The sequence below is a fragment of the Pseudoalteromonas sp. 3D05 genome, assembly GCF_002723455.1.
Lineage (GTDB): Bacteria > Pseudomonadota > Gammaproteobacteria > Enterobacterales > Alteromonadaceae > Pseudoalteromonas.
In genome coordinates this window covers 529,726-543,339 of the sequence record NZ_PDUS01000001.1, presented here as the reverse complement: position 1 = coordinate 543,339, position 13,614 = coordinate 529,726, and the positions used below count along the sequence as shown (strand labels likewise).

Genomic DNA, 13,614 nt, shown 5'->3' with positions numbered 1-13,614 from the left:
GCTTTTTTATTGCTCTAAATTGACTCAAGGCTATGGGGGTTAGTTTAGCTCTGCTTTTCAAGCATCGATAATGCAAGTGCCTCGGCTGCTTTGATGCCATCAATGCCCGCCGATAGAATACCACCCGCATAACCTGCACCTTCACCAGCAGGATACAAACCTTGGGTATTAATACTCTGCATCGTTTTATCGCGCTTGATACAAATAGGTGAAGAGGTTCGTGTTTCAACACCGGTTAACAGACCATTATTAGTAGAAAACCCACGAATTTGTTTATTAAACGCGGGGATAGCTTCTCTAATTGCTTCAATGGCAAATTTAGGCAAAACGTTTCCTAAATCAGTCAGTTTAATACCGGGAGTATAAGATGGTTTTACATCACCTAAATCACTAGAGTCTTTCCCTTTTAAGAAATCGCCAATTAACTGCGCTGGTGCATCGTAGTTACTTCCGCCAAGTTCATAAGCTTGCTCTTCTAATTTACGCTGCAAATCTATGCCTGCAAGTGGATGACCTGGGAAATCTTTTTCAGGCGAAATTCCAACAACAATTGCGCTGTTTGCATTTCGTTCATTACGCGAGTATTGACTCATACCATTGGTTACAACGCGACCTTCTTCTGAGGTTGCAGCAACCACAGTACCACCTGGGCACATACAAAAACTATAAACAGTGCGTCCATTATCACAGTGATGAACAAGTTTATAATCAGCTGCGCCTAGGATTGGGTTTCCGGCATTGTCACCAAAACGGCATTCGTCAATCATTGACTGCTTATGTTCGATTCTAAAACCGACAGAAAAAGGCTTGGCTTCAACATAAATACCTTTGTCATGGACCATCTTAAATGTATCACGCGCACTGTGTCCCACAGCAAGTACAACATGCTGGGTGTCAATTTGTTCACCCGAAGAGAGTTTTAAACCTTTAACTTGGCCTTCATCGAGTAAGATATCGTCAACGCGAGTGCTAAAACGTATCTCACCGCCAAGCTCTTCAATCCGGGCACGCATTTTTTCAATCATGGTAACTAATTTAAAGGTTCCGATATGGGGTTTACTGACATACATGATTTCTTCAGGTGCACCTGCTTCAACAAACTCAGTAATAACCTTACGACCATAATGCTTAGGGTCTTTAACTTGGCTGTATAATTTACCATCAGAGAAGGTACCTGCACCACCTTCACCAAATTGAACATTTGATTCTGTGTTTAAGGTACGTTTACGCCAAAAACCAAACGTGTCTTTTGTTCGCTCACGTACTTCCTTGCCTCGCTCTAAAATGATGGGTTTAAAGCCCATTTGTGCTAGTACTAATCCAGCGAATAAACCACATGGGCCAAAACCAATGACCACAGGTCTTTGGTTCAAATTTGCAGGCGCTTGAGCAACAAATTTGTAGCGTGTATCAGGGGCTGGTTTTACATGTTGGTCTTTGCTGAATTTTTCAAGTAGTGCAGCTTCATTTTCAACATCAACATCAAGTGTGTATATAAGTAAAATAGCGGTTTTTTTTCTTGCATCATAACCACGTTTAAATACATTAAAGCTATTTAACTGCGCCTTTTCTATGCCTAGTTTGGTTAAAATTGCTTGTTGTAGGGCATTTTCGTCATGATCAAGCGGTAGCTTTATTTCGGTTAAACGTATCATATTTAATCTCTGTTAGGTGTCTTAGCAATAACTCTTCAGCTATGCTCACAATATTCGGGTATTTTACGTTAATTTAAGCGCTGATGGCAGTGATTATTTATTGTATTTTTGCTGTGGTTGGGTATGATCTTGCGCTTATATTTTATTAACCTTGAGCACACTGATTATGGCATTTGTAGTCACAGAAAATTGTATAAAGTGTAAATACACTGACTGTGTGGCTGTGTGTCCCGCTGATGCTTTTTATGAAGGCCCTAACTTTCTGGCTATAAGCCCAATCGATTGTATTGATTGTGGTTTATGTGTACCTGAATGCCCAGCAGAGGCAATATATCAGGAAGATGAACTACCGAAAGAGCAAAAAGAATTTACTGAGTTAAATGCTGAGCTTGCCCTTATTTGGCCACGTATTACTGAGGTGAAATCAGCTCCGAGTGATGCTGACGATTGGAACGGTGTCCAAAACAAGCTTAAACTTATTGAAACATAGACTTTTTAAAATACATCTGCGAATTTATTATTATATTTAACATTTTACTCATAAAAATGTTAACAAATGTACCTCGCTCAATTACAATCCACGCGTAAAGTTACTTATTCTGAGTAATCGAATCTAAATGGATGTTTATGCAGTACTATAATCAAATAATAAAAACTCTTCTGATCATCTGCGTGTTGATTTTTAGCGCGGATTCAATAGCCCAGAAACAGCACTTCACTTTAGCCCACATTGAACAGTCGATAGATCTAGATGGTGAACTTGATGAGCCACATTGGCAAAATGCCACTTTGATCCCATTAATTTATCAAAACGAACCGAACGAAAAAGGGGTTCCCCCAGTTAAAACTGATGCGTATTTATATGAGGATGGACAATATTTATATGTTGCGTTTATGGCTTATGACGAAAACCCAGAAAATATAAGAGCAGCATTACGTGATCGAGATACGCTATGGGCAGATGATAATGTTGCCTTAATGATAGATACCTTCAATGATGAAAGAACAGGGTATGAGTTTTATGTTAACCCATTAGGTGCGCAGGGAGATATGCGCATGACGGACACCGATGGCTGGAGTGAAGACCCATCTTGGAATGCGATTTGGGATAGTGCAGGGCAAGTAACCGATGAGGGCTATGTAGTTGAAATGCGTATTCCTTTTACAGCATTGAGATTCCCAACAAACAAAGCTGATATGACTTGGAGCATCGCGCTATGGAGAAACTACCCACGAGAGGTGCTTTACCAGTTATCGAATGTGGGGTTTGATCGCGATGTTAAATGCAGTTTTTGTCAGTTTGACAAAATCACCGGTTTTAAGGCCATGGAGCCGAGCAAAAATATCCAATTAACACCAACAGTTACAGCTCTTAGACATGATGTGAAAGACACTGTACCTGGGGATTGGAATAATGGTGATATTGATACCGAAGCTGGATTAGATTTAAGATGGGGTATCAGCCAAGACGCCGTTATCAATGCAACAATTAATCCTGACTTTTCACAAGTAGAAGCTGATAGTTTAGAGCTTGATGTCAATACCTCTTATTCAATCTATTATGCCGAAAAACGTCCATTTTTTCTTGATGGTGCGTCATATTTTAAAAGTAGTTTATTCGAGCTAATTTATACCCGTACTATTGCACAGCCTAAAATCGGAGCAAAAATAACGGGTAAGTCAGAAGCTCATAGTTATGCATTTATGTATGCGGATGATGAAAATACCAGTATTTTATTACCTACTAATCAGGGCTCTGGCTTTGCAAATTTAGCGGAAAAATCAAAATCCGCCGTAGGTCGTTATCAATATGATATAGGTGATAAAGGCACAATAGGTTTTACAACAACGCATCGTGAAGCTGATAATTATAAAAATAGTGTGGTTTCGCTTGATGGTAGTTATTGGTTTAATCAAACCGACAGCATACTTTATCAAATAGCCAGCTCTGACAGCCAAAACTCGAAATACCTTGTTGATTTCTATGGATTAGAAGACGAGCAGTCTGATCAAGCGTATAAAGTAGAGTTTACCCGTGAGAAGCGTGATTATAAATTATTTGCAAGTTATGAAGATATTGGCGAAGACTACCGCACTGATTTAGGCTATCAAGCAAAAGTTGATTATAAGAAAGCATTAGTAGGTGGTGGGCAATCATGGTACTTGGATGCGAATAATCTAGTGACGGAATACTCATATAACTTAGATTGGGATAAAACGTGGGCGCAAGACGGCACTTTACTAGAAGAAGAATATGAAGGGTATATTTACTTAAAAGGTCAAATGCAATCATTCTTAGAGTTTGGCTTTATCCACCGTAAAGAAAATTACTATGATAATTTATATAACCAAAACATTGGCTATATTTGGGGCGGGTTTAAACCAACTAAAGACATAACGCTTAACTTATACAGTGAATTCGGTAGTAAAATTGATTACACAAACGAGCAATTAGGTGATCAATTTATTATTGAGCCTGAAATGACGTGGGATATAAATGACCACTGGCAGGTGCAAGTTGAACATAGCTATAATCGCCTAGATAATCCTCAGGGTGAGAATGTATTTACTGCAAACTTAACTGATCTGCGGGTATATTATAAATTTAATATGCGCTCTATGCTCAAACTGATTTTACAGTTTGAAGATATAGATAGAAACCAAGATGCGTATTACTATGGCGTAAGCCAATTAAATAAAGAGTATGGAAGCCAACTTGTGTATTCGTATAAGATTAATGCGCAGACCTTATTTTTCCTCGGCTATTCTGATAAAGGTTTCCAAAATGATGGGTTAAAAAATCTAGAAAGAGACCAACGCACATTCTTTACAAAGTTAAGCTATGCATGGCAGCTTTAGTTAACCTGAACTCTGGTTAAGAGATGTACTAATGTATTGATATTAAATCACAAATATATTTATTAGTCTCCAGAGTTTAGGTTAGTTATAAATAAAGCAAATAAAAACGAGCCCTTTAGGCTCGTTTTTATTAATTCAAGTTCTTATAAATTCCTAAAGTAAGCCTCCACAAACTGAATCTGATTTGGCTCTTTTGGGGCTGTTTTGAAGTTAATTGTATTTTGAGTGTGACGAAGTTTCAGCTCGTCGCTAAAGGTACAATCAACAGATTTGAATGGTTTTATTTTTGCTTTAAATAATGCAGAGTTTTGACATTGTTTTACTAATACATTTGCCACCTGAGCACAATAGGCGCCTACAGCATAGGTTTGCAAGGTACTATTATCCAACCCATGCCAGTTAACCTTCGTTTTAATATTTTGGCCACAGTGCGAAGCTAGTTCTTTATCGGCATCAGTTAAAGCCGATGCGAGGTTTTCAATTGCTCGTTCTCTATTAAATAATGCAAGCTTAGATTGAACACCTTTTTCTAATTGCATTTTGTATTGAGCGTATGTGTCTTCACTGATCGCTTTATTACGTTTGTCTTTTAATTCAGATAAATAGATAGCTTTATTGGTATCTGGTAAATATAACGAATAACTACAACAGCTGTAACCTTGCTCACGGGTAACCAACGCACGCTGCTGTCCATCGTAGGTGTATTTATACGCTTGAATACTACCATGTGGGAGTAGAACAGTTAAAAACACCACTTCATCAATGGGGTGGTTTACGCCAATAACTTTGACCAAAGCCTGTGTTTTATCGGCATTTTCGACTATCGTCACTTGTTCACCAAGCGGCGATTCTAACACTATGGGGTACTTTTGTAGCTCGAGAGCAAATGCGTTTGAGCTAAAAAGGCATAAAAGAAAAAGTACATTTTTCATTAGTAAAGTCCATTTTATTAATAATATTTATCTGCACAGTGTAACAACCCTTATTTACAATATGAATACAATTAGCTATTTTTTAAATTTCATTGAAATAAATCACGATGGTGCCACCATTTAACGCACTGCCATTGTGTATGTTCACGCCAACGCCAACATCATCAAACCAGTCAGTCCAATTGGATACATCCCATAAAAAACCAAAACCAAATTCGTAGAAATGATTCGTACCAAGCGGTGCAATGGCATCAGCACCTAAATCAACTCGTTGTGCTTTAACATAAAATGACTGTGTTAAATCAAAAAAAGAAAACATATTAAAATTTGCTTTTATAGCGTTATTTATTTGCCAGCTTTCTGGATTGATAGATTTAAGTGATTGAGGTTGTGAAAGTGCCCAACCATAATAGTATTCAAATTTTAGTTTGTATTCGTAATGACCCCAGTTTCTAGGGAGCTTATAAACGAATGAGGCGCTGGGGTTGAGAATAAGAGCACGACTACTGATATTACTGTAAATTCCATCAGTAATCGGTTTTAGTTGCTGCTTGCTTTGCCGACTGTTATACACGTAATCATTCGTGTAATGCATTAAATGGGCATTAATACGTGTTCTATAAAGCCAATTACTACTGATTGGCTTTTCAATACTTGCACCCAAACTTACACTCAACATTTTCTCTGCACTCAGATCGGATTGCTCATTATCAAATATGTCAACATTGTGCTTTTGCTCTAAATAATTCACTTTAGTACGAAAGGTACTTTTATAGCCACTGATTGGATCGTTGAGATTAAAGTCAAAAGGGAGGCTATATAAGGTTAGCTGATGCCTTAAGGCTAAAGCTTCATCTACATCTAGGTTATTTTGATGCGGGTCGATGAGTATATTTGGATCAAAATTACCATACCCTAACGAGATACTTTCACCGTTAGTTAAAATAAGAGAGCTTGCAAAGGCTGATTCAAGATCTTTTTTTGCGTTTGCAAATGTGTTTGATGATAACAGCGAAAATATACATAGCGTTATTAATAAATACGAAGGCATACTAAAATTAATAAGGTTCGAATAAAGTAAGTGTAATAGGTTTATTGTTTTAAACAATAAAGAATACCAGCCTAAGCTGGTATTCTTTCACTGGTATTAAGGCGTGTAATAAATAGGGGAGCCAGGGCCAACGGGTAACCCTAAAACAAAGACCCATAAATAAAACAGTACAACCCAACCAACAAAGAAGAACATGCTATAAGGCAGCATTGTGGCAACAAGTGTACCAATACCCATGTCCTTTTTATATTTAGTTGCAACAGCGAGGATGAGGCCAAAGTAACTCATCATAGGCGTAATTAAGTTTGTTACCGAGTCTCCAATTCTGTATGCCGCTTGAATTGTTTCTGGCGCGTAACCGATCAACATTAGCATTGGGACAAATATAGGCGCGGTAACAGCCCACTGAGCAGAGGAAGAGCCTAGGCTCAAGTTGACAAGCGCGCACATGAAAATAAACAATACAAACACCTCAGGGCCAGTCAAATTAAGTGCTTGAAGTAGCGCTGCGCCATTAATTGCCAAAATAGTACCTAGATTTGTCCATTTGAAGAATGCAACAAACTGCGCAGCAAAGAATACAAGCACAATGTACATACCCATTGAACTCATGCTCTTACTCATAGCATCAATGACATCTTTATCGTTCTTCATGGTACCGACCACACGACCATAAACAAAACCAGGGATACCAAACGTAACGAATATAAAGACCACAATGCCTTTTAAAAACGGAGAGTGCGCAACAAGGCCCGTCTCTGGGTTACGTAAAATGCCATCAGCCGGTACGATAGTCCACGCCAATAAAAGAGAAACTAAAAGTAAAGAGACCCCAGCCCACTTCAAGCCTGTTTTTTCTAATGCAGTTAATCCTTCTATATTGTTATCAGCTAAATCGGCGCTGGCGTCATCAGGGTTATATTTTCCTAGGCGTGGTTCGACAATTTTTTCAGTAACAAAGGTGCCTAAAAGCGCAATAAGCAATACCGATATCATCATAAAATACCAGTTGGCCTCAGCGCCTACTTGATATGTAGGGTCAATCATTTGTGCGGCTGGAGTGGTAATACCAGCAAGAAGTGGATCGATAGTTCCGAGTAATAAGTTTGCACTGTAACCACCCGATACACCAGCAAACGCAGCAGCTAAGCCAGCAAGAGGGTGGCGGCCTAGGCTATGGAAAATCATTGCGGCTAGTGGTATTAATACAACATAGCCAAGCTCAGATGCTGTATTTGACAATATCGCAGCAAAGACCACCATAAATGTAACTAATCGCTTAGAGGCGCCCATCACCATGCCACGCATTGCTGCAGACAAAAGGCCTGAATGTTCAGCAACACTCACGCCAAGTAATGCAACGAGTACGGTGCCCAGTGGAGCAAAACTTGTAAAGTTAGTTACTAAACCTGTGACGATACGCTGCAGGCCTTCGGCGCTTAATAAACTTACAACCTCAATAACTCCATCAGGATCGCGCCCTGCAGAACCAACCGGACGAGGGTCTATAGCGCTTAACCCAAACCAATCGGCTATACCGCTGAAGACGATGATCGCCACACAAAACATCGCAAATAAAGTGATAGGGTGGGGCAACATATTCCCCAAAAACTCAACAGTAGATAAAAATCGGTTAAATAAGCCCGATTCTTTTTTTGTTTCCGTTGAGTTTGCAGTGTCAACTGCTTTAGACATAGCAAATTACTCAAAATTATAAAAATTGCCGCAATTTACCATTTTTAGACTGAGGTATCACCTATAAACGATGGCTTACTTGTTAGGTACGTTGAATGTGTATTTAATTGACCACACCTTTAAATAAAAGAGGGTAGCGCCTTAACCTATTGCCTATATAATCATCAGCCAATATTTGTTCACAAATCTGGTTAACATCATTACTTGCTTCAAATACCCAGTCAAACCGTTCTATAGCTAATAAAAAACCACGTTTTAAAAATTGTTGTTGCCTGTACTCATCAAGATTATTGCGAATAATGCTGAGCTTACTAGGATCAGCTTTTAAGTTATCAACAACTTGATTGATAAAAAGGGAATGTCTGCGCGATGTTGGACGTTGTCTTCGCTGTACTCTAGGCACTTTACCTCCTAAACATTTGCCAGTATGTTTGATAGCTTTTTGAGAAAGTCATCTTTGTGTTTATCGTGCTCATAATCTAGGTGATATGTGTTATGAAAACCAAAGCGCAATAGCACGCCACTGCCTTTAAGATAAATAGTATACCCATCAATATCAGAATAAGCAGTTAACCCCATGTAAAGCTTACCTTCTTGCGTATTCTCGCCGTGTTGAATGATTTGCTCATAAACAGCTAAAACTTGTTTACCTTCAATTTCGTTTTTCATCATTACTCTCCTTAAAAATACACTGCTCAATACGACTAGTAGGGTGAATTAGTTTACTGAAGGCATGACTTATATTTAAGGTGGATGTTAGTCTTCTAAGTAATTACAATCAGTCAGTGAGCTAAATTGAGTAAATTTAACTCTGCTATCTCTGGCTATTAAGCCGCAGGTAATAGGGGGTCGTTTGTTTTAATAAACAATATCCCATGAGTTAGGCATTGACTCAAGTTTATATTTTTCTGTTATTCGCTTCTAGCCATTTGCTCAAGATTAGTTCATTAATAAAATAACTATTTATCCTTAATTACTTAATAGATTGCCTTATTAAAATGTTTGGTTAGTTTTCTGATAATGTGCTGATTATTTTTTGCATAATCTAAAGCTGTTTTACCGGTGTTATCTTTAGTCTTCACATTAGCTCCATGTAGAATCAAAAGTGACAGTAGTTCTTCATTACTAACACTTGCAATGTACATTAAGGGTGAGTAATCATTTATATCGGCAATGTTAGGGTTGGCACCTCCTTTAAGCAATAATTTTACCCGCGTGCAGCTTTTATCTCTATGCCCTAAATACACTGCTAACGCTAATGCGGTATTTCCTCTGTTATCTTTTAAATTAATATCCAGGCCTTTTTCTAGTAGCTTACTCAGTAGTGGTTCTATATCCACTTCTGGGGGGGAAAGCATAAGCAGTTGTGTTAGATAAGACTCACCATATATATTTTTTTCATTTATGTTTAATGTGTATTCTATTAGTGTGTCGACTAGGGCCCAATTGCCTTGCTCAATAGCGTAACTCGTTAAGCTAATATTATTTAGTTGTAACTTGGCAAGTTCAGGAATTTGCTTGAGTACCTCTTTAGCCTCTTGTGCTGATAATTTAAAGGTCAGTTCTATTAGCAACTCTCTTATCAAGGCTGAGGATTGTATCCAGTCAGAGTTTGTTGCTATTTTTTTCAGGTTAGCAAATGACTTAGCTTGGAGGGCTGTTAATAGGGGGTGGTTCAGTGGTAAAGAAGGTTCATTTTTCTTAATAGTATGGTTGATCCAGTGGCGTTGGGTTGAAACCCGAGCATAGTGTTCAACAACCCCATAAACTCCCTCTTTTCCTTTATTGTTCTGCCATGAGCTGACACCTGCAATATATAATTTACTTTGTTCTTCGATAAAAGCAGGACCACCACTATCATGAGGCCCACTTATGCCTTCAAGCGCGAGGGCGTTGTCTGGCTGATCAAATACGAAGGAAATTTGACTCGTACTTGTATCTGTAACCATGTTAGTGGCCGCTCGCAAGATGGCTTTATCACTTATTAGGCCCGAAAGCCCATTTCCAAAATCACCATTCCCTACGAATGTCACTTTTTTACCGATTTCGTCAAGTCGCGAATAAAGTAAAGCTCGCTCAGCGTTTTCTATTGGCCACTTTACACGCAGCAGTGCCATGTCATAGTTGTTTGTTTGAGGGTCGTATTCAGGGTGGGTACTTGTAAATTCAACTGGGTAATTCTTTCCTAGATGGACAACAAATAAAGGCCGTTGCTGCTGAGGTGATAAGCAATGTGCAGCAGTAAGCACCCACAATGGATCAATAACTGTGCCTACACATCCGTCGTTGTAGGTAATGGCGTTTATATAGCGTTTAGCAAGCTGTTGATATTTAATATCATCGGTATCATGGCGTATAACTATTGCTTTGGCGTTAGTAACAGTTAAAACTGTCATAAAACAAAGTAATGCCTTAAATGAGTATATTTTCTTCATTGCTGTGATTTCCATAATTGTTTTAATCTAAGTGTTTGTTTTACAGATATAACAGTTTATGTGTATCACCATAATTGCTAACATGTTGCAAAACTTTGCTGAACCCTAATTGATATAAGCTTCTTAATCCATGTAGGCGACAATATGTTTTTATGATTTAAATATGATTACTTTAAATATCAATTAGTAACAGGTTGTAGAGTTGTGTTGAAAAAATTTCAAATAGGTCAATACCAAATTGATGTTGAGCGCAATCAATTAACAGTTTCGGGTCAGTCTATTTTTGTAGAGCCAAAAGTAATGGATGTGCTGGCCTATTTGGCATTGAAGCAAGGTGAAGTGGTTAGCCAACAGGAGCTGTTTGATACCTTATGGCCAAACAGCGTATTTAGTTCAGGTTCAGTTTTGCGCAGTATTGCTCAGCTTCGAAAAGCACTGGGCGATGATGCAAAGAAACAGTCAATTATTGTTACTCATCCAAAACGCGGTTACAGCCTTAAACTTGAGGTTGAAAGGCCTACTTATTTAGATGAAATAAACCAGAACCCTCTTACTTTTAAAGCGTTTAAAAAAAGCTTTTGTGTATCTAGATATGTAAACCAAGGTAATAAATTTAAACCTATCACTTTCACGCTACTAGTTATTATCACAGCTGTCACCTTAACATTTAATTTGTTTAACAATGCTCACTTTGGTGCTGAGAAAAAGCAGTTCAACAGTTTAATTCCTGTTTCATCCACCAGGATGCTAGAGTCTCAGCCAAAGTTTTCACCAACAGAAAACAGTATTGCATTTTTACGCAAAGATGAGTTATCTCGAACGCATTTATGGTTAAAGGATTTAGACACAAAGCAAGAGGTCCAACTGGATACAAAAGGCCAGCAACTGCTGTCGTTCACATGGTCAAGCGATGGGCGTTATATAGCTTATTTATGCAAGACAAATTCACATTATGAAATTGGTTATTTGAGAGTTCCAATCTCTTCAGCAGAGCAAATAACGGCACAAATAATATCTCGTTTTGAAAGCGATGCATTGGCGGGATCGATACAATGGGGGAGTGATAATACAGTGTATTATTTACTGCATCCAAAAGATGATTTAGTGGGAATTAAAGCGCAGATACATTCTCTAAATATAAAAACAGCAATTTCCCAGATGTTCTGGCAGCAGGTTGATGATTTTAGCCCTCATGACATGAGCTTGTCACCAGATAAGGAAAGTTTGGCGTTGACAGGTTATGCAGAAAATTTCATGTCTTCGATTAAAATACTGTCAATGCAGAATAAGACACTCACTTTAGTAAAAGATAAATTACCAACTTATACTGAGGTTAGTTGGCATCCTAACGGTGGATCCCTTCTCCTTACAGACTCTGAAAAGTTACAGCTACTCAATTTGAACGGTGAGTCAGATGAAATTAAATGGTTAAACTTTTATAATATCGAAAACCCTACTTTTGATGCTAAAGGAAGGAGGATAACGTTGTCGTTATCGAATGTGGATGTCGATGTTATATTGCAATCTCAGGGTGAAAATAATGTAACTCATACAGTCAGTGATTCTAATTCGATTGATATCGGGGCACGTTTTTCACCAAACGATGAATCTATTTTATATATATCTGAGCAAGCAGGTTACCAGCAAATATTCCAAGAAAGTGAGGAGGGTAAAAAACTTTTATTCGCAAACAAATCAAAAAGTGCTATCGAAAGTCCACCGCTTTGGAGCAGTGACGGAAAACGTGTTCTTGTGAATACAAGCTCTCAATTAATTATTATTGATGTACATAGTGCAGTGCAAACCATAATAGCTAAACCTGATAATGTTGCATATGTTTATGAATGGTTTGACGCTGAGAGTACATTGTTGGTTGATTATAGGTCTAACGATGGGTTAAATATTGCAAATTACAATTTAAACTCACAGGTATTAACACCAATAATCAGTGGTAATATCTTTTATGCTCACTCATCTAAAAATGGGCACCTCATTGTAATTAAAGATAATAAAGTTGTTGAAGTTGAAAAAAATAAAGAAAAAATTATTGTAGACCCTTTGCCCCATCAGCATGTTGTTGCATCCGTTTCAATAGAAGAAGGCATAATTTTTCAATTGAATAGTGATCATGAGAATGGTGGTCAATTAAAAGAGTTATGGAAGTTTAATTCATCAAATAAGAAACTCACCTATCTTGCTACGGTGCCGACGCATTTAGATAAAATTATTGATGTCAGTTCAAGCGGGGATGAGCGTTTATTTTCAACACATGCAATACAAGAAAGTAACATAGTGCTTTTAGAATAATATTACTGCCTGACTAATCTATTTTGATTACGGTACAAAACTATTTAGTGCGATGAAACTAGTTGGCTTAACTTTATTGATTTTCAATGTCAAATATTAGGCAGTATATTAAGGATTCTCTTTGACAATATGTATTCCTATTTTATGATTTACGTTCATTTAATTGTGAGTTTAGAGCATGATAGAAAAAGCGTTACTTTTGAAAACACGGGAGCTTTCTGATCGATTAATCGCTTTACAAAACCCCATTCGTATTTTAGATGCGATCAATTGGGATAAAAATATCAAGGGCTAGTTTTTAAGCAAAAATGTCAGTAAACCCTATTAATTGATAAAGCATATTACCCACAACGTGATTTAGGTTTTGTTTCAAGTGAATCGCGCAAAGCATTTTCAGATATGAACCGCACTATTTTCAGCAAACTTTATCAACTGAACTCTATTTAGCAATACATGAACAAAATGTGCACAAAAAATACTGCTGTTTTAATTATAATCGATTACAGAAATACTGGTGTGTTTTGTGACTTACTTGAAAGCTATGAGGTCACACTAAAGATCTGTTTCATGCAGTTGAGCCGCCATTAACCGAACTTGCAAATATAATAGAAGTGCTGCCATGGGACTTATTAGCTGCTGATATTATAAAGGGCTGGTTTATAATTTTATTTGTGTTGCAA

Annotated in this window: 10 protein-coding genes; 3 read left to right on the top strand and 7 right to left on the bottom strand. The window is 37.7% G+C overall.

Annotated elements, in window-relative coordinates:
* Positions 1 to 44 precede the first annotated feature (44 nt).
* Positions 45 to 1,655: an NAD(P)/FAD-dependent oxidoreductase gene (locus tag CSC79_RS02325; RefSeq protein WP_099293541.1), complete on the bottom strand. Its 1,611-nt coding sequence runs from the start codon at positions 1,653 to 1,655 to the stop codon at positions 45 to 47.
* A 166-nt stretch (positions 1,656 to 1,821) separates the two neighbouring features.
* On the opposite strand from CSC79_RS02325, the gene fdxA reads away from it, so the two are divergent.
* Together fdxA and CSC79_RS02315 are read left to right on the top strand one after the other, a co-directional pair.
* Positions 1,822 to 2,145 carry a ferredoxin FdxA gene (fdxA, locus tag CSC79_RS02320; RefSeq protein ID WP_099293540.1) on the top strand — a complete coding sequence of 108 codons (324 nt, stop codon included), beginning with the start codon at positions 1,822 to 1,824 and terminating at the stop codon, positions 2,143 to 2,145.
* A gap of 137 nt (positions 2,146 to 2,282) precedes the next feature.
* The gene (locus CSC79_RS02315; protein ID WP_099293539.1) at positions 2,283 to 4,514 is read left to right on the top strand and encodes a carbohydrate binding family 9 domain-containing protein; all 2,232 of its coding nucleotides are present in this window, start codon (positions 2,283 to 2,285) and stop codon (positions 4,512 to 4,514) included.
* Positions 4,515 to 4,657: 143 nt separating this feature from the next.
* On the opposite strand, the gene CSC79_RS02310 is transcribed toward CSC79_RS02315, so the two are convergent.
* From CSC79_RS02310 to CSC79_RS02285, 6 genes are all read right to left on the bottom strand, one after another.
* The gene (locus CSC79_RS02310; protein ID WP_099293538.1) at positions 4,658 to 5,446 is read right to left on the bottom strand and encodes a hypothetical protein; all 789 of its coding nucleotides are present in this window, start codon (positions 5,444 to 5,446) and stop codon (positions 4,658 to 4,660) included.
* An 82-nt stretch (positions 5,447 to 5,528) separates the two neighbouring features.
* On the bottom strand, positions 5,529 to 6,497 hold the full coding sequence (locus CSC79_RS02305; RefSeq protein ID WP_143483813.1) for a Solitary outer membrane autotransporter beta-barrel domain: 969 nt from the start codon (positions 6,495 to 6,497) through the stop codon (positions 5,529 to 5,531).
* A gap of 96 nt (positions 6,498 to 6,593) precedes the next feature.
* A complete protein-coding gene (locus CSC79_RS02300) occupies positions 6,594 to 8,192 on the bottom strand; it encodes an AbgT family transporter (protein ID WP_099293536.1) in 1,599 nt (532 codons plus the stop codon).
* 103 nt (positions 8,193 to 8,295) lie between these two features.
* Positions 8,296 to 8,595 (bottom strand): hypothetical protein, encoded by a 300-nt coding sequence (locus CSC79_RS02295; RefSeq protein WP_099293535.1) that lies wholly within the window; start codon positions 8,593 to 8,595, stop codon positions 8,296 to 8,298.
* Between the two features lie 8 nt (positions 8,596 to 8,603).
* Positions 8,604 to 8,861 (bottom strand): DUF3081 domain-containing protein, encoded by a 258-nt coding sequence (locus tag CSC79_RS02290; protein WP_099293533.1) that lies wholly within the window; start codon positions 8,859 to 8,861, stop codon positions 8,604 to 8,606.
* A 308-nt stretch (positions 8,862 to 9,169) separates the two neighbouring features.
* A complete protein-coding gene (locus tag CSC79_RS02285; protein ID WP_180270370.1) occupies positions 9,170 to 10,588 on the bottom strand; it encodes a trypsin-like serine protease in 1,419 nt (472 codons plus the stop codon).
* Between the two features lie 246 nt (positions 10,589 to 10,834).
* On the opposite strand from CSC79_RS02285, the gene CSC79_RS02280 reads away from it, so the two are divergent.
* Positions 10,835 to 12,934: a winged helix-turn-helix domain-containing protein gene (locus CSC79_RS02280; RefSeq protein WP_143483812.1), complete on the top strand. Its 2,100-nt coding sequence runs from the start codon at positions 10,835 to 10,837 to the stop codon at positions 12,932 to 12,934.
* Positions 12,935 to 13,614: the final 680 nt, after the last annotated feature.